Genomic DNA, 16,431 nt, shown 5'->3' with positions numbered 1-16,431 from the left:
ACGAGGCGCCCGGGCGGCGGCTCACATGCTGTCCGGGCCGGTACGTCCGGTCGTCGACGGCCGGTACGCCCGGTCCGCGTCGGTCATCTCCCGACGCTCGGCCTCGGGGCCGGCGCCCCGGTCCACCGCCTCCGGCCCGTGGCCGAACGCGGACTCCTCACCGGCGTCGTTGCCGGTGGCGTCGTCGGCCTGCCCGTCGAGGGTCGACCGGGCGATCGCCCGGTCCAGCTCGTGCAGGGGAGTGCGGTCGTCGTCACGCCAGACGTGGCTGTCGTTGTCGGTCATTCCCCAGCCGTACCCGGGGTGGATGATCGCAAACGGCCGCCGGACACGGCGATGGCCGCCGGAACTCCGGCGGCCATCGCGCGAACTCTGCCAGGGGGACGGGATCAGGGGGTCGGCCGGTCGACGGAGCCGCGCCAGGCGCCGGTCTCCTGACCGCGTCGTTCGATGAACTGCTTGAACCGCTCCAGGTCGCCCTTGGCCCGCCGGTCCACCACGCCGAGCTTGTCGCCGGCCTGCTCGACCACGCCGTGCGGTTCGAACTGCATCTGCAGGGTGACCCGGGTGTGCTCCCCGTCGAGGCGGTGGAAGGTCACCACGCCGGCCTGCTGGGTGCCCCCGGTGGAGCGCCAGGCCACCCGCTCGTCCGGCAACTGCTCGGTGATCTCGGCGTCGAACTCGCGCTTCACGCCGGCGATCTCCACGGTCCAGTGGGTCATCGTGTCGGAAAGCTGCCGGACCTCCTGGACGCCCTCCATGAAGTGCGGGAACTCCTCGAACTGGGTCCACTGGTCGTACGCGGTCCGGATCGGGACGGACACGTCCACGTGTTCCATGACGTCGCTCATGTCGGGGATCCTCCTGTTCCGCCGGTGTCGTCTCGCGGATCGTGGGCCGGTCCGCTCACCAGCGAGTCGTCTCGTTCTTGTGCCCGAGTGCGGCCCACACCTCGGAAATCGTCTGGTAACGGGTGCCGTCGGGCAGGCGCTCCAGGGCCGCGACGATGTCGGCCGGCGCCTGGTTCTCCCGCGCGTTGGCGAGCAGCGTCTCGCGGTCCCCGGGCAGGGCGGTCATCGTGATGAACCGGCCGAGGCGGCTGCGCCCCTCGACGTCGTCCATGCTCATGCCCTGCGGGTTGCCACCGCGGCTCGCGCCGGCCGTCAGCGTCTTGGGCTCCGGCTGGTCCTCGCCCGCCGGTTCCGGCTGGCGGGACTCCTCGACGCGCGAACCCCCGGCCCCCGGCCCCTGGATCAGGCCGCTGACATCCTGGCTCATGTTGTCGTCGACCCTCGGCGAGTGCTTGCTGTTGCCACGTTCCATGCCGACAGACATGCCCGAGGGGACCGCCGGTAAACCGGCCCGCCCGCCCGCCCGGTCGGCGGGTCACGAAGCGGTCGGGACCGGTCAGGAGTCGGCCGGGGCACGCGGCGGCAGGATCGGCTCGCCCGGGTCGTCGTTGCCGGCCTGGATCACCCGGCCCCGCTGGAGTTCCGCGTTGACCTGCACGCCGAGCAACAGGGCGCAGTTGGACAAATAGAGCCAGACCAGGAAGGCGATCACCGCGCCGAGACTGCCGTACGTGACGTCGTACGAGCCGAAGTTGGCGACGTAGAGGCCGAATCCGAAGGAGGCGAGCACCCAGGCCAGCAGGGCCAGCGCACCCCCGGGGGTGAGCCAGCGGAACCGGGGTTGCCGGACGTTCGGGGCGATCCAGAACAGCAGCGACAGCAGCGTCATCGCCACCAGGGCCAGCACCGGCCACTTCGCCACCGTCCACACCTGTCGGGTCAACCCGCCGGCGTGCAGCCGGTCGCCCACGGTGTCGGTGACCGGGCCGCTGACGATCAGCCCGGTGGCCACCACCGCGAGCATCAGCAGCGACACCGCGGCCAGCCCCATCTGCAGCGGGCGCAGCCGATAGAAGGGGCGGCCCTCCTCGACACCGTAGATGGCGTTGGACGCCCGGGTGAACGCGCCGATGAACCCGGACGCCGACCAGAGCGCGCCGATCAGACCGAAGCTGAGCAGCACCTTCACCGGTCCCCGCTGGGTCACCACGCCGCGTACCACGCCGACGAAGGCGTCGTTGCCGACCACCGAGCCGGCCCCGATCTCGCGGGCCAGGCCGATCACCGTGTCCACCGTCCGCTCGCCGTCGGAGACCAGCCCGACCAGGGCGACCACCACGATGGTGGCGGGGAAGAGCGCGAGCACCCCGTAGTAGGTGAGCGCCGCGGCCCAGTCGGCGCAGTTGTCCTTGACGAAGTTCCGCCCGCTGCGCACCAGCACCCCGCGCCAGGTCGCCCAGCTGAGCTGACGCATCCGCCGGGGAAAGCGGGCCCGCTGCCGACCGGTGAGCACCGGCTCCGTCGTCGCCGCCATGATCCGCTCCCTCCGCCGCCCGGGCGCACCTCCCGCGCGTGGCCCGGCGGTACCCCGTGGTGAAAATCGACAAACCGGGTGCCGGTTTGCCGTCCGGGCGTGGGGGAACGGTCATAGGAACCCACGGAGACGGAGGAGGACGAGATGCCCGGGCGCGAGGTACTGCCCAGCACGCTGCGGCGCTCCCCGGCGAAGGCGCAGCGGACCTGGGAGAAGACGCACGACTCGGCGGTCGAGACGTACGGCGAGGGCGAGCGGGCGCACCGCACCGCGTTCGCCGCCCTGAAGCACGAGTTCGAGAAGGTCGGTGACCACTGGGAGTCCAAGGGCCGCAAGGGCCCGAGCGACCGGCAGGCCGCGGGCGGCGGCCCGGCACGGCGCGCCCCCACGGCTGCCGGAGTGGACGCCAACGCCCCGAAGGAACACCTGATGGAGGTCGCCAAGAAGCTGGACGTCCCAGGCCGGTCCCGGATGACCAAGCCGGAACTGGTCAAGGCGATCCAGAAGGCGAACGACAAGGCCACCCGCGAGGCGCGGGGCGGCCGCTGACGGCGGGCGACAGCAAACGGAAGCCCGGGACCGGACAGGTCCCGGGCTTCCGCGTATGCGTCACCAGTGGCCGCCGCCGGGCGCCTCGATGTGCACCGTCTTCACCGTGCTGAACTCGTCCAACAGTTCCGGGCCGTACCCGAAGCCCTGGCCGCTGCCGCGGCGCGGCTGCGCGGCACCGCCCGGCGCGCCCCCGAAGACCGCGTTGACCTTCACGGTGCCCACCGGCAGCTCCCGCCAGGCCCGCTGGGCGTGGCTCATCGACCCGGTCAGCACCGTGGCCGCCAGCCCGTACGGCGAGTCGGCGGCGCAGCGCAGCCCCTCGCTGAACGAGTCGACCACGACGACCGGGGCGACCGGCCCGAACGTCTCCTCGCGGACCAGGACCAGGTCGTGCCGGCAGTCGGCGACCACGGTGGCCGGGTAGAAGGCCCCCGGCCCGTCCGGCACCACCCCGCCGGTGCGCAGCCGCGCCCCCTCGGCCACCGCCGCGGTGACCTGCCCGTGCACGTGGTCCCGGTGCCGCCGGTCGACCAGCGGCCCGAGCTCGGTCTTCGGGTCCCGGCCGGGACCGGTCGTCAGCGCCTCGGCCCGCTCGACCAGCGCGTCGACGAAATCCTCGGCGATGTCCCGGTGCACGTAGATCCGCTCCACCGCGACGCAGATCTGGCCGGCGTTGGCGAAGCAGCCGAGCGCGGCCTGCTCGGCCGCCCAGACCGGGTCGACGTTCGCGTCAATGACCAGGGGATCGCTGCCGCCGTTCTCCAGCAGGACCTTCGCGCCGGTGCGGGCGCCGGCGGCGGCGATCGCCCGGCCGGTGGCGGTTGAGCCCACGTGGGCCACCACGTCCACGTCCTGGCCGGCCAGCGCCGCGCCCACCTCCGCCCCGCCGGTGAGCAGGGAGAGCACCCCCGCCGGCAGGGCCGAGTCCAGGGCCTTGGCCAGCAGCCAGCCGGTGGCCGGGGTGCGTTCGCTCGGCTTGTAGAGCACCACGTTGCCGGTGACCAGCGCCGCGCCGAGCAGCCCGCAGGAGACCGCCACCGGGTCGTTCCAGGGGGTGATCGCGGCGACCACGCCGCGCGGCTCGGGGGCCATGAAGTCCATCGAGGAGCGGCCGCCGTGCAGGGTCCGGCCGCCGCGCAGCGGGCCCAGCTCCGCGTACTGCCGCAGGGTGCCGATGCCGGCCGCGACGCCGCCGCGGGCGTCGTCCAGCGGCTTGCCCATCTCCGCCGTGGTGGCCTGCGCCAGCTCCTCGGCGGCGGCCGACACCGCGTCCGCCGCCTGGTGCAGCGCCGCCGCCCGCTCCGCCGGGTCGGTCGCCGCCCACTCCGTCGCCACGCCGCGGGCGGCCTCGACCGACTTCGCCACCTCGTCCGCCGTCGCCACCGGCACGGTGCTCACCGGGGAGCCGTCGGCCGGATCGTGTACGACCAGCTCGCCTCCCTCGCCACCTGCGCCCCACACTCCACCTATGAGCTGCGCAACCGTGTACATGCGTCGGGGAGTGCCCCGACCCGGCCGAGGCAAACGCGTTTCACCCGGTAACCGGCCGGGTAGGCGGCTCGGATGACTTCGACCGCCGACGCCGTCGTCATCGGGGCCGGTCACAACGGCCTCGTCGCCGCGAACCTGCTGGCCGACGCGGGCTGGGACGTCCTGGTGCTGGAGGCGACCCAGGCCGCCGGCGGGGCGGTCCGCTCGGCCGAGGTGACCGCTCCCGGCTACCTGAGCGACCTCTACAGCTCCTTCTACCCCCTCGGGTACGCCTCGCCCGTGCTGCGCGGGCTGGACCTCGACCGGTACGGGCTGCGCTGGACGCACGCCCCGGACGTGCTGGCCCACCTGCTGCCGGACGGCCGGGCGGCCGTGGTCAACCGGGACCTCGCCGCCACCGCCGCCTCGCTGGAGGCGTTCGCCCCCGGCGACGGGGATCGCTGGCGGCAGGCGTACGCCGACTGGCGCGAGGTGGCCGAACCGATGCTGGCGACCATCACCGCCCCCTTCCCGCCGGTCAGGGGCGGGCTGGGGCTGCTGCGCCGGCTCCGGGTGTCCGGCGCGCTGCGCCTGGCCCGCCGGCTCGTGGTACCGGTCCGCAAGCTCGGCCAGGAGCTTTTCCGGGGTGAGGGCGGGCCGGCGCTGCTCGCCGGCTGCGCGCTGCACACCGACCTGTCCCCAGAGGAGGCCGGCTCGGGGGTGTACGGCTGGCTGCTCGCCATGCTCGGCCAGCAGGTCGGCTGGCCGGTGCCGGTCGGCGGCGCCCAGCAGATCACCGATGCGCTGGTGGCCCGGCTGGTCGGGCGGGGCGGCCGGATCGACTACGGCGCCCGGGTCGACCGGGTGCTCACCGCCCGGGGCCGGGCGATGGGCGCCCGCACCGTCGGCGGCGCCAGCTGGCAGGCCCGCCGGGCGGTCGTCGCGGACGTTCCCGCCCCCGCGCTCTATCTGGACCTGGTCGGCGCGGTGGCGCTGCCGCCCCGGCTGATCGAGGACCTGGCCCACTTCAAGTGGGACGGCTCCACGCTGAAGGTGGACTGGGCGTTGTCGGCGCCGGTGCCGTGGCAGAACCGGGCGGTGGTCGGGGCGGGCACCGTGCACCTGGGCGCGGACCTGAACGGGCTGACCACGTACTCGGCGGAGCTGGCCCGCGGCGAGGTACCGCGGGACCCGTTCCTGCTGGTGGGGCAGATGTCGGTGGCCGACCCGAGCCACTCCCCGCCGGGCACCGAGTCGCTCTGGTCCTACACCCACCTGCCGTTCCGCCGGCACTGGCGGGCGGAGGAGATCACCGCCCACGTGACGCGGATGGAGGAGGTGCTGGAGGAGGCGGCCCCGGGCTTCCGTTCGCTGATCGTCGGGCGGCACGTGGCCGGGCCGGCCGACCTGGAGGCCGGCGACCCGAGCCTGGTCGGCGGGGCGCTCGGCGGCGGCACCGCGGCCGCGTACCAGCAGCTCTTCCTGCGGCCGATCCCCGGGCTCGGGCGGGCGGACACCCCGGTGGACCGGCTCTTCCTGGCCAGTTCGTCGGCGCATCCGGGCGGTGGGGTGCACGGCGCGCCCGGCGCGAACGCCGCCCGGGCCGCCCTGGCCCGCGACCGCGCCCTCACCGGCGACCTGTACGCGGGCCTCATCGACGTGGCGCACCGGGCGGTCTACCGGTGAACCGCGCGACTCACACCTTGTGCGGGAGATGGAAACGGCCCCGCTCTGGACGTCACCGTCGGCGACGAACCGGGCGAGGCCGTTCCAGCGGGTCGGGGTCAGCGCTCCAGCTTGCGGTGCTTGGCGCGCAGCTTGAACGGCATCAGCGCGCTCTCGATCTTGGTGGCGGTGGTCATCTTCGACAGCCCCTCGCGCCGCTCCTCGAAGCGGATCGGCACCTCCAGGATCGTGTGGCCCAGCTTGGTGGCGAGGTAGTGCATCTCCACCTGGAAGCTGTAGCCGTTGGACTGCACCCGGTCCAGGCCGATGTCCCGCAGCGCGTCCGCCCGCCAGATCTTGAAGCCGGCGGTCAGGTCGCGGATCCGCACCTGGAGCAGGGTGTGCACGTAGAGGTTGGCCCAGCCGCTCAGCGCGCGCCGGTACAGCGGCCAGTTCTCGTCGAGCTCGCCGCCCGGCACGTAGCGGGAGCCGATGACCACGCCGGCCTGGGTGGACAGCAGCGCGCCGAGCATGCCGGGCAGCGCCTCCGGCGGGTGCGAAAGGTCGGCGTCCATCTGCGCGACGAAGTCCGCGCCGTCGTCCAGCGCCCGGCCCATCCCGTCCACGTACGCCCGGCCCAGGCCCTCCTTGCCGGGACGGTGCACCACCGTCACCCGCTCCGGGTGCTCGACGGCCAGCTTGTCGGCGACCTCGCCGGTGCCGTCCGGGGAGTTGTCGTCCGCCACGAGCACCTTCAGGCCCGGCAGCGGCAGCGCGAGAAGCCGCTCGACCAGCACCGGGAGGTTGCCCGCCTCGTTGTAGGTGGGAACGACGACGGTCAGACGTGCGTCGCGCCACGGGGAGGGCAACTGCACGGGTTCGATCATCACGGACTTCCTCGGTCGGCCGACAGGGTTCACCTGAGAGGGTAGCCAGTCCTCCGTGCGCGTCGGCACAGACGCCCACCGGAAGGCTCCGGAGCGTCGCGACACCGGCCCGTCAGCGTAACCGGCCGGCCACGCCGGTGGCGGCCAGCAGCAGCCCGCCGAGCGCCGCCACGGACAGCGCCGGTTGTCCCGCCAGGCCGAGTCACCGGTCCGCCATCTGCCGGGTGGCGATGTCGGAGAGCCGGTTCAACGTCTCCAGGCTGAACAGCACGGTCGCCTCGCCCGCCGGCCACAGCCCCGCCTTGAGCACCAGCCTGTGCGGCGCCTCGCAGGCCAGCACCGTGGAGGCGTCCTGCAGCGAGAACGGCCACGGTCCGGCCCGGTGGTGCAGCCGGCTGCCCACCCGTGGCCAGGTGTCGTCCACGTCGCGGACGTGCGCGGTGCCCACCACCCAGTCGCTGTACGTCCACCCGTCGGCGAGCACGTCGAACACCTGCTGCGGGGGCGCGTCGATCACTTTCTCCACAATCGCCACCGGTGTCCCATACCCCCGCCGGGTCCGCCGATACCGCCCGGGTTAGCTTCTCGGGGGCGACGGGTATCGCCGGACCAGGCCGGCGCGGCGCGGTACGGACCGCCCGGCGAACACCGGCGGAGGCGGCTCCGCCGAAGTTGATGTTTACTCCTCGGGGGGTCGGGAACCCGCCGCCCGTGCGACGGGACCACGAGCGGGATCAGTGCAGGTCAGCCGGGGTTGACCCGGGTGCTGGCCGGCCCCCGTCCGGCCTGTACGACGCCGTCCTGCTGGACCGGGACGGCACGCTGATCGAGGACGTGCCCTACAACGGCGACCCGGAGAAGGTCCGCCCCATGCCCGGGGCGCGGGAGGCGGTGGACCGGCTCCGCGCGGCCGGCCTGCGCCTAGCGGTGGTGAGCAACCAGTCCGGCCTGGCTCGGGGCTGCTTCACGGTCGAGGACCTGCGCCGGGTCAACGCCCGGGTGGAGGAACTGCTCGGGCCGTTCGACACCTGGCAGATCTGCCCGCACGGGGAGCCGGACGGCTGCGCCTGCCGCAAGCCCGCCCCGGGGATGGTGCACGCGGCCGCCCGAGCGCTCGGCACCACCCCGGACCGCTGTGTGCTGGTCGGGGACATCGGCGCGGACATGGCCGCCGCCGCCGCGGCGGGCGCCGCCGGCGTCCTGGTGCCCACCCCGGCCACCCGGTCGGCGGAGGTGGCCGCCGCGTCGACGGTGGCGGCGGACCTGCCGGACGCGGTCGCCGAGATCCTGCGCCGGATGCGGCTGGTGGCCGCGCCCGGCCCGACTCCCCGCCGGGGCACCGTCCTGGTGGCGCGCAGCGATGCCGCCGGGGACGTGCTGGTCACCGGGCCGGGCATCCGGGCCGTCGCGGCCGGTGCGGAGCGGGTGGTCCTGCTCTGCGGGCCACGCGGCCGGGCGGCGGCCGAGCTGCTGCCCGGCGTCGACGGGATCGTCGAGTGGCCGCTGCCGTGGATCGACGCCCCCGCACCGCCGGTCGATCCGGCCGGCCTGCGGGAACTCGTCGCGCGGATCGCCGCCTTCGGCGCTGAGGAGGCCGTGGTCTTCACCTCGTTCCACCAGTCCCCGCTGCCGCTGGCGCTGCTGCTACGACTGGCCGGGGTGCCCCGGATCAGCGCGATCAGCGACGACTACCCCGGCTCCCTGCTGGACGTACGACACCGCGTACCCGTCGGCGTGCCCGAACCGGAACGGGCCCTCTCCCTCGCCGCCGCGGCCGGCTTCGCGCTGCCCGCCGGCGACGAACCGGGGCTGCGGCTGCGGACGGACCGGCTGCCCCCGGCCCCGGCCACGCTCGGGACGCCGGGGTACGTCGTGCTGCACCCGGGCTCCTCGGCGGAGACCCGGGCCTGCCCGTCCGAGCTGGCCACCCGGATCGTCCGGGTGCTCGCCGCGGCCGGCTACCGGGTGGTGGTCACCGGCGGCCCCGACGAGCGGGAACTGACCGCCCGGGTCGCGGCTGCCGGCGGGCTCGACCTGGGTGGCCGCACCGGGCTCGGCGAGCTGGCCGCGGTGGTCGCCCGGGCCGGCGCGCTGGTGGTCGGCAACACCGGCCCGGCGCACCTGGCCGCCGCGCTCGGCGTACCGGTGGTCAGCCTCTTCGCGCCGACCGTCCCGTTCGGGCAGTGGGGGCCGTACCGGGTGCCGACCGTGCGGCTCGGCGACGCCGGGGCGCCCTGCCGGGACACCCGGGCCACCCGCTGCCCGGTCCCCGGCCACCCCTGCCTCACCGACCTGGAACCGGGGCGGGTGCTGGAGGCACTGCGGCTGCTCGGCGTGGCCCCCGACGCGGCGGAGCCGGTCGTCGGGGCGGTCCCGGTCCCCGGTGGGGTGGCGCGATGAACGTCCTGGTCTGGCACGTGCACGGGTCGTGGACCACGTCGTTCGTGCACGGCAAGCACCGGTACCTGGTGCCGGTCACCCCGGACCGGGGCCCGTACGGGCTGGGTCGGGCCCGGACGTACCCGTGGCCGGACACCGCCGTCGAGGCGAGCCCGCAGGAGCTGCGCCGCGCCGAGGTCGACCTGGTGATCCTGCAACGCCCGGAGGAGTTCGACCTGGCCTGCGAGTGGCTGGGCCGGCGGGTGGGTCGCGACGTGCCGGCGATCTACGTGGAGCACAACACCCCGAAGGGCGACGTGCCGAACACCCGGCACCCGATGGCCGACCGGGACGACCTGCTGCTCACCCACGTCACCCACTTCAACGAGCTGTTCTGGGACAACGGCGGCACCCGCACCACGGTGGTCGAACACGGGGTGGTGGCCCCGGCCGTCGAGTGGACCGGCGAGCTGGACCGGCTCGCGGTGGTCATCAACGAGCCGGTACGCCGCTGGCGGGTCACCGGCAGCGACCTGCTGGCCCGGTTCGCCGAGATCGCCCCGCTGGACGTCTACGGCATGAAGGTCGCCGGGCTCGCCGACCATCTCGGCCTGCCCCCGGAGCGGCTGACCAGCCACGACGACGTGCCCCAGCACGCCATGCACGCCGAGCTGGCCCGGCGGCGGGCGTACCTGCACCTGTGCCGGTGGACCTCCCTCGGGCTGAGCCTGATCGAGGCGATGACCATGGGCATGCCCGTGGTGGCGCTGGCCACCACCGAGGCCGTGGAGGCGGTGCCTCCGTCCGCCGGCGCCCTCTCCACCCGGGTCGACGTGCTGCTGGCGGCGGCCCGGGACCTCGTCGACGACCCGTCCGCCGCCCGCCGGGCAGGCGCCGCGGCCCGGGCCGCCGCACGGAACCGCTACGGCCTGGAGCGGTTCCTCGCCGACTGGGACCGGCTGCTGGAGGAGGAAGTATGCGGATCGCGATGATCTCGGAGCACGCCAGCCCGCTCGCCGTCCTCGGCGGGGAGGACGCCGGTGGCCAGAACACGCATGTCGCGGAGCTCTCCGCCGCGCTCGCCGCCGCCGGCCACGACGTGCGGGTCTACACCCGGCTCGATGCCGTGGACCTGCCGGTGACGGTCCGCACCCCGGACGGGTACGACGTGGTGCACGTCCCCGCCGGACCGGCCGAGCCGGTGGCCAAGGACGACCTGCTGCCGTACATGCCGGCGTTCGGGGAGTGGCTGGCCGAGCGGTGGCGCACCGGCGACTGGCAGCCCGAGGTGGTCCACGCGCACTTCTGGATGAGCGGTCTCGCCGCCCTCGCGGCCGGCCGGCGCACCGGGGTGCCGGTGGTGCAGACGTACCACGCGCTCGGCACGGTGAAGCGGCGCCACCAGGGCGCGCAGGACACCAGCCCACCGGGCCGGCTGACCCACGAGCGGGAGCTGGGCCGCTCGGTCGACCGGGTGGTGGCCCAGTGCCAGGACGAGGTCGCCGAGCTGGTCCGGATGGGCGTGCCCCGGTCCCGGATGACCGTCGTCCCGTCCGGGGTGAACCTCTCCACCTTCGCCCCGCTCGGTCCGGTCGCCGGGCGGGACGGCGGCCGGGCGCGCATCCTCACCGTCGGCCGGCTGGTCGAGCGCAAGGGCTTCCAGGACGTCATCCGGGCCACCGCGCTGGTGCCCGACGCGGAGTGCGTGGTGGTCGGCGGCCCGCCGGCCGGGCTGCTGGAGACCGACCCGTACGCGCTGCGGCTGCGGGTCCTCGCCGAGTCGTGCGGCGTCGCGGACCGGGTGAAGCTGATCGGCGCGGTGCCGCGCGAGGAGATGGGGCGCTGGTACCGCTCGGCGGACGTGCTGGTCGCCGCCCCCTGGTACGAGCCGTTCGGCCTCACCCCGCTCGAGGCGATGGCGTGCGGGGTGCCGGTGATCGGGACGGCCGTGGGTGGCCTGATCGACACGGTCGTCGCGGGTCGCACCGGCGACCTGGTGCCGGCCCGTGACCCGGCGGCGCTCGGCGCGGCGATCCGCCTTCTGCTGGGCGACCGGATCCGCCGCTTCGCGTACGCCACGGCGGCGCTGGACCGGGCCCGCACCCGCTACTCCTGGTCCACCACCGCGGACCGCCTGGCGGAGCTGTACGCCGAGGTGTCCACGGTGCGTCGACCCACCCGGGTGGTCGCCTGATGGCGGCGCCCGGTCCCGCCATCGGCGGCACGGTGCTCGAGGACCACCTGACCCACCTGGCCGCCGCGCTGCTGCCGTTCCGGCAGTCCGAGCAGCTGCTGGCCCGCTGGGGCGGGGAGGTGGCGCAGCGGCTGGCCGGCGGCGGGCGGCTGCTGGTGGCCGGCAACGGCGGCAGCGCCGCCGAGGCCCAGCACCTCACCGCCGAACTGGTCGGCAAACTCCGCGACGACCGCGAACCCCTCTCCGCCATCGCCCTGCACGCCGAGACCTCCGCACTCACCGCCATCGGCAACGACTACGGCTACCAGGAGGTCTACGCCCGCCAGGTCCGCGCCCACGGCCGACCCGACGACATCCTCCTGCTCATGTCCACCAGCGGCACCAGCACCAACCTGCTCACCGCCGCCCACGCCGGACGCGACACCGGCCTGCGCTGCTGGGCCTTCACCGGCCCCACCCCCAACCCGCTCGCCGAACTGTGCGACGAGACCCTCGCCGTCGACTCGCCGGAGAGTCAGGTGGTGCAGGAACTGCACCTGGTCGCCACCCACGTGCTCTGCGAGTACGTCGACCGGGCCCTGCCGGCGGCCCTCGCGACCCGGTCCGGGGCCGCCCCGGTGCGTACCGGGGTCGAGGTGGTGCTCGGGGACGCCCCCGACCGGGAGGTGCAGGCCCGATGAGGAGGTCGAGCATGACGGGACCCGTGGTGGTGATCGGTGACACCCTGCTGGACCGGGACGTCGAGGGGACGGTGAACCGGCTCTGCCCGGACTCCCCGGTGCCGGTGCTCGACGAGACCACGTACGTCGACCGGCCCGGCGGCGCCGGCCTGGCCGCGGTCTTCGCCGCCGCTGCGGGCGCGGAGGTCGCGCTGGTCACCGCCATCGCCGACGACGCCGGCGGGGCCCGGATCGGCGCCCTGCTCGCCGCCGCCGGGGTGCAGCTGTACGCGCTGCCGCTGGCCGGGGCCACGCCCGAGAAGATCCGGCTGCGCGTCCGGGGGCGGGTGCTGCTGCGCCACGACCGGGGCGGCCGGGCCGGCGAGCCGGGCGAGCCCAGCGAGGCGGTGCTGCGTTTGATCGCCGACGCCGCCGCGGTGCTGGTCAGCGACTACGGCCGGGGCGTCGCCCGGCAGCCGGCGCTGCGGGCCGCGCTCGCCGCCACCCGAGCCCCGGTGGTCTGGGACCCGCACCCGCGCGGCCCGGCGGCGGTGCCCGGGGTGCATCTGGCCACCCCGAACGAGTCTGAGGCGCGGGAGTTGGCGAAGGCCCCGGCCGGCGCGTCCCGGCTGGTCACCGCCGCGCGGGGCGCCCAAGCGCTGCGGCAGCGCTGGCAGGCCGGCGCGGTGGCGGTGACCCTGGGCGGGGACGGCGCGCTGCTCTGCCACGCCGGCTCCACCCCACTGGTGGTGCCCGCACCGGCGGCCGAGGGGGACACCTGCGGGGCCGGGGACCGGTTCGCGGCCACCGCCGCCCTCGCGCTTGCCCGGGGCGCGCTGGTCTCGGAGGCGGTGCAGCAGGCGGTCGCCGAGGCGTCCGCGTACGTGGCCGGCGGGGGAGTCGCCACCGCGCTGCCCGCGCCGGTGCGGGCCGCCTCCCCGCTGGTGGTGAGCGGGGACGGCGACCGGATCGGCGCGGCCGCGGCCGGCGCGGTCGTGGCCGAGGTACGCGCGGCGGGCGGCACGGTGGTCGCCACCGGCGGCTGTTTCGACCTGCTGCACGCCGGGCACGTGGCGACCCTCCAGGCGGCCCGCCAGCTCGGCGACTGCCTGGTCGTCTGCCTCAACTCCGACGCCAGCGTCGCGGGGCTCAAGGGCCCGGCACGCCCGGTCGTGCCGCAGGGCGACCGTAGTCGGCTGCTCGCGGCGTTGAGCTGCGTCGACGCCGTGCTGATCTTCGACGAGCCGACCCCGCACGCGGCGCTGTCCTGGTTGCGCCCGGACATCTGGGTCAAGGGCGGCGACTACGCCACCGGCGGTGGCGAGGAGACCCTGCCCGAGGCGGAGATCCTGGCCCGCTGGGGCGGACACACGGTGGTCGTGCCGTACCTGGACGGGCGGTCCACCACCGACATGATCGCGGCGGCCCGGTCCGGTCGCGGCTCGGCCGCCTGGCCCGAGGTGGCGGTCCCGGCGGACGGGGCGCGCCGCGAGCCGGTCCTCGGGCCGACGGCGGAGGGAGCACGATGATCAGTAGTCCACCACCCGGGGCCGGCCCTACCGTCCTGGTCACCGGCGGGTCGAGCGGGCTCGGGGCGGCGGTGGTCACCGCGGTGGCCCGGGCGGGCGGCCGCCCCCTCGCGCTGGACCGGCAGCGGCCGGCCGACGGGGTGCCGTGGGTCGAGTGCGACCTGTCCGACACCCGGGCCGCCGAGGCGGCCACCCGGGAGCTGGCGGAACGCTCCGGGGGGCTGGACGCCGTGGTCACCGCGGCCGGCATGGACGTCCCGGGGAAGCTGGCCGACGTCCCGGCCGAGACCTGGGAGCGGATCGTCGCGGTGGACCTGCTCGCCACCGCGGCGGTGATCCGGGCCGCGCTGCCCTTCCTGGCGGCGTCCCGGGGCAGCATCGTCACCGTCGCCTCCACGCTCGGGGTCAAGGCGGTCAGCGACGCGACCGCGTACTGCGCGGCGAAGTTCGGGGTGGTCGGCTTCACCCGGGCGCTCGCCGCCGAGCTGGCCGGCACGGTCGGGGTCACCCTGCTCATCCCGGGCGGCATGCGCACCGCCTTCTTCGACCAGCGGGACGCCCAGTACCGCCCCGGGCCGGACGCCGCGCTCAACGAGCCCGCCGACACCGCCGCCGCGATCATGTTCGCCCTCTCCCAGCCGCCCGGCTGCGCGGTACGGGAGATGGTGGTCTGCGCCGAGCAGGAGTCGTCGTACCCGTGATCCTGGTGCTGCGGGCGCTCGGGGTCGGCGACCTCGCGACGGCCGTGCCGGCGCTGCGCGGCCTGCGGGCCGCCTTCCCGGGCCGGGAACTGGTGCTGGCCGCGCCGGCCTGGCTGGCGCCGCTGGCCGACCTGGTCGGCGCGGTCGACCGGGTGCTGCCCACCGGCGGGCCGGACCGGCTGGCCTGGCCGGGGCCGCCGCCGGAGGTGGCGGTCAACCTGCACGGCCGGGGCCCGCAGTCGCACCGGGCGCTCGCCGCCACCCGGCCGGGCCGCCTGCTCGCCTACCGCAACACCGAGGCCGGACATCCCGGCGGGCCGGCATGGCACGACGACGAGCACGAGGTCCGCCGCTGGTGCCGGCTGCTGCACACGTACGGGCTGCGGGCCGACCCCGCGGACCTGGCGCTGCGCCGCCCGCCGGCCGCCGGGGTGCCGGCCGGCGCGACCGTGCTGCACCCGGGCAGCAAGGTGCCGGCGAAGCGCTGGCCGGCGGGGCGCTTCGCGGCGCTCGCCCGGACGCTGGCCGCGCGCGGCCACCGGGTGGTGCTCACCGGCAGCGCGGACGAGCGGGAGCTGGCCGACCGGGTGGCCGCCGACGCCGGCCTGTCCCCGGCGGCGGTGCTCGCCGGCCGGACCGGCCTGGCCGAGCTGGCCGCCCTGGTCGCCGACGCCCGGCTGGTGGTCAGCGGCGACACCGGGGTGGCCCACCTGGCCACCGGGTACGGCACCGCCTCGGTGGTGCTCTTCGGCCCGGTGCCGCCGGCGCACTGGGGTCCGCCACCGGACCGCCCCCGGCACCGCGTGCTCGGGGTCATGCGCCACCCGGGGACCGAGCGGGACTGCGGTGCTCGGGGCGGGGTAGGTACCCATCCGACGTTGGCGGCCATCGGTGTCGACGAGGTGCTGGCCGCCGTCCACGAGGCGGAACGGGCGGTGCGGGTCTCCGGTGCGATTGCGGCGTAGTGATCCGGGCAGGCCGGGGTACGGACGCCGGCGGCGCGGCAGGGGCTGGCTCTTCGTCGACGCGAAGGGCGAGCAGGTCCGCGACCCCGACGAGCTGGCCCGGCTGCGCGACCTCGTGATCCCGCCGGCCTGGCAGGACGTGTGGATCTCGCCGTACCCGAACGGGCACATCCAGGCCACCGGGATCGACGCGGCCGGGCGCAAACAGTACCTCTACCACCCGCAGTGGCGGCAGAAGCGGGACGAGGCCAAGTTCGACCGCCTGCTGGAGGTGGCGCACCGGCTGCCGGTGCTGCGCGACCGGGTCGACCACGACCTGACGCTGCGTGGCCTGCGGCGGGACCGCGTCCTCGCCACCGTGACGCGGCTGCTGGACATGGGCATGTTCCGGGTCGGCAGCGACCAGTACGCCACCGGGGACGATCCCACCTTCGGCGTCGCCACGCTGCGCCCCGAGCACGCCCGCTCCCGCGGCGGCTGCGTGGTCCTGGAGTTCCCCGCCAAGGGCGGCGTCGAGCAGGTCCGCCGGATCGAGGACGCCGAGCTGTGCCGGGTGCTGACCAACCTGCGCCGCCGGCGGCGCGCGCAGGAGCGCCTCTTCGGCTACTGGGACGGCCGGACCTGGCGGGACGTGCGCAGCGACGAGGTCAACGGCTACCTGCGGGACGCCAGCGGCGGGGAGATGACCGCCAAGGACTTCCGTACCTGGCACGCTACGGTGCTGGCCGCCACCGAGCTGGCCACGGCCGGCCCGCAGCGCTCGGCCACGGCCCGCAGGCGGGCGGTCGCGGCGGTGATGCGGTCGGTCGCCGAGCTGCTCGGCAACACCCCCACCGTGGCCCGGACGTCCTACGTGGACCCGCGGGTCGTCGACCTCTTCCACGACGGGGTGCTGGCCTCGGTGGAGCCGGAGATGCCCCGGGAGTCGGTGGAGAAGGCCGTGCTGGCCCTGCTGCAGGAGGAGACGGCCTGACCGGCCCCGTCGCCGGTCCTGGGGGGAAGTACGACGGGGCCGGGGTCCGGTGTGGCCGTCGTTGGCCGGTGG

The 16,431-nt window shown here is 75.6% G+C and carries 17 protein-coding genes; 10 read left to right on the top strand and 7 right to left on the bottom strand.

Annotation, left to right across the window (positions count from 1 at the left end):
• Nucleotides 1-21 precede the first annotated feature (21 nt).
• From ACZ6S5_RS20550 to ACZ6S5_RS20535, 4 genes are all read right to left on the bottom strand, one after another.
• Entirely contained in the window at nucleotides 22-285 is a 264-nt protein-coding gene (locus tag ACZ6S5_RS20550) for a hypothetical protein (RefSeq protein WP_466002656.1), read from the bottom strand.
• A 104-nt stretch (nucleotides 286-389) separates the two neighbouring features.
• Complete coding sequence (locus tag ACZ6S5_RS20545; RefSeq protein ID WP_466002654.1) at nucleotides 390-851, bottom strand: SRPBCC family protein; 462 nt, start codon at nucleotides 849-851, stop codon at nucleotides 390-392.
• A 55-nt stretch (nucleotides 852-906) separates the two neighbouring features.
• Nucleotides 907-1,323, bottom strand: coding sequence for a DUF2795 domain-containing protein (locus ACZ6S5_RS20540; RefSeq protein WP_466002652.1), 417 nt, complete (start codon nucleotides 1,321-1,323; stop codon nucleotides 907-909).
• Between the two features lie 84 nt (nucleotides 1,324-1,407).
• On the bottom strand, nucleotides 1,408-2,385 hold the full coding sequence (locus tag ACZ6S5_RS20535) for a YihY/virulence factor BrkB family protein (protein WP_466002650.1): 978 nt from the start codon (nucleotides 2,383-2,385) through the stop codon (nucleotides 1,408-1,410).
• A gap of 144 nt (nucleotides 2,386-2,529) precedes the next feature.
• Here ACZ6S5_RS20535 and ACZ6S5_RS20530 point away from each other — a divergent pair, with 144 nt between their 5' ends.
• Nucleotides 2,530-2,934, top strand: coding sequence for a ChaB family protein (locus tag ACZ6S5_RS20530; protein WP_466002648.1), 405 nt, complete (start codon nucleotides 2,530-2,532; stop codon nucleotides 2,932-2,934).
• Nucleotides 2,935-2,994: 60 nt separating this feature from the next.
• On the opposite strand, the gene ACZ6S5_RS20525 is transcribed toward ACZ6S5_RS20530, so the two are convergent.
• The gene (locus tag ACZ6S5_RS20525; RefSeq protein ID WP_466002646.1) at nucleotides 2,995-4,428 is read right to left on the bottom strand and encodes an aldehyde dehydrogenase family protein; all 1,434 of its coding nucleotides are present in this window, start codon (nucleotides 4,426-4,428) and stop codon (nucleotides 2,995-2,997) included.
• A 72-nt stretch (nucleotides 4,429-4,500) separates the two neighbouring features.
• Between ACZ6S5_RS20525 and ACZ6S5_RS20520 the strand changes: the two genes are divergently transcribed.
• Nucleotides 4,501-6,093 (top strand): phytoene desaturase family protein, encoded by a 1,593-nt coding sequence (locus ACZ6S5_RS20520; RefSeq protein ID WP_466002644.1) that lies wholly within the window; start codon nucleotides 4,501-4,503, stop codon nucleotides 6,091-6,093.
• Nucleotides 6,094-6,191: 98 nt separating this feature from the next.
• Here ACZ6S5_RS20520 and ACZ6S5_RS20515 read toward each other — a convergent pair whose 3' ends face one another.
• Together ACZ6S5_RS20515 and ACZ6S5_RS20510 are read right to left on the bottom strand one after the other, a co-directional pair.
• Nucleotides 6,192-6,959: a polyprenol monophosphomannose synthase gene (locus tag ACZ6S5_RS20515; RefSeq protein WP_466002642.1), complete on the bottom strand. Its 768-nt coding sequence runs from the start codon at nucleotides 6,957-6,959 to the stop codon at nucleotides 6,192-6,194.
• A gap of 202 nt (nucleotides 6,960-7,161) precedes the next feature.
• A complete protein-coding gene (locus ACZ6S5_RS20510; protein ID WP_466002640.1) occupies nucleotides 7,162-7,494 on the bottom strand; it encodes an SRPBCC family protein in 333 nt (110 codons plus the stop codon).
• A 176-nt stretch (nucleotides 7,495-7,670) separates the two neighbouring features.
• Between ACZ6S5_RS20510 and ACZ6S5_RS20505 the strand changes: the two genes are divergently transcribed.
• The 8 genes from ACZ6S5_RS20505 to ACZ6S5_RS20470 are packed head-to-tail and all read left to right on the top strand — an operon-like array spanning nucleotide 7,671 to nucleotide 16,359.
• Complete coding sequence (locus ACZ6S5_RS20505) at nucleotides 7,671-9,359, top strand: HAD-IIIA family hydrolase (protein ID WP_466002638.1); 1,689 nt, start codon at nucleotides 7,671-7,673, stop codon at nucleotides 9,357-9,359.
• On the top strand, nucleotides 9,356-10,330 hold the full coding sequence (locus tag ACZ6S5_RS20500; protein ID WP_466002636.1) for a glycosyltransferase: 975 nt from the start codon (nucleotides 9,356-9,358) through the stop codon (nucleotides 10,328-10,330). The genes ACZ6S5_RS20505 and ACZ6S5_RS20500 overlap by 4 nt, the downstream gene beginning before the upstream one ends.
• Nucleotides 10,315-11,532, top strand: a complete 1,218-nt coding sequence (locus ACZ6S5_RS20495; protein ID WP_466002634.1) for a glycosyltransferase — start codon at nucleotides 10,315-10,317, stop codon at nucleotides 11,530-11,532. Before ACZ6S5_RS20500 ends, ACZ6S5_RS20495 begins: the two co-directional genes overlap by 16 nt.
• On the top strand, nucleotides 11,532-12,212 hold the full coding sequence (locus ACZ6S5_RS20490; RefSeq protein WP_466002632.1) for a D-sedoheptulose-7-phosphate isomerase: 681 nt from the start codon (nucleotides 11,532-11,534) through the stop codon (nucleotides 12,210-12,212). The genes ACZ6S5_RS20495 and ACZ6S5_RS20490 overlap by 1 nt, the downstream gene beginning before the upstream one ends.
• An 11-nt stretch (nucleotides 12,213-12,223) precedes the next feature.
• Nucleotides 12,224-13,720 carry a PfkB family carbohydrate kinase gene (locus ACZ6S5_RS20485; RefSeq protein WP_466002630.1) on the top strand — a complete coding sequence of 499 codons (1,497 nt, stop codon included), beginning with the start codon at nucleotides 12,224-12,226 and terminating at the stop codon, nucleotides 13,718-13,720.
• On the top strand, nucleotides 13,717-14,421 hold the full coding sequence (locus ACZ6S5_RS20480; protein ID WP_466002628.1) for an SDR family oxidoreductase: 705 nt from the start codon (nucleotides 13,717-13,719) through the stop codon (nucleotides 14,419-14,421). Before ACZ6S5_RS20485 ends, ACZ6S5_RS20480 begins: the two co-directional genes overlap by 4 nt.
• Nucleotides 14,418-15,386 (top strand): glycosyltransferase family 9 protein, encoded by a 969-nt coding sequence (locus ACZ6S5_RS20475; RefSeq protein ID WP_466002626.1) that lies wholly within the window; start codon nucleotides 14,418-14,420, stop codon nucleotides 15,384-15,386. The genes ACZ6S5_RS20480 and ACZ6S5_RS20475 overlap by 4 nt, the downstream gene beginning before the upstream one ends.
• The gene (locus ACZ6S5_RS20470) at nucleotides 15,370-16,359 is read left to right on the top strand and encodes a DNA topoisomerase IB (protein WP_466002624.1); all 990 of its coding nucleotides are present in this window, start codon (nucleotides 15,370-15,372) and stop codon (nucleotides 16,357-16,359) included. The genes ACZ6S5_RS20475 and ACZ6S5_RS20470 overlap by 17 nt, the downstream gene beginning before the upstream one ends.
• The last annotated feature ends 72 nt before the right edge of the window (nucleotides 16,360-16,431 follow it).

The organism is Micromonospora sp. NPDC051924, assembly GCF_055586005.1.
This window is presented reverse-complemented; position numbering and strand designations above follow the sequence as displayed.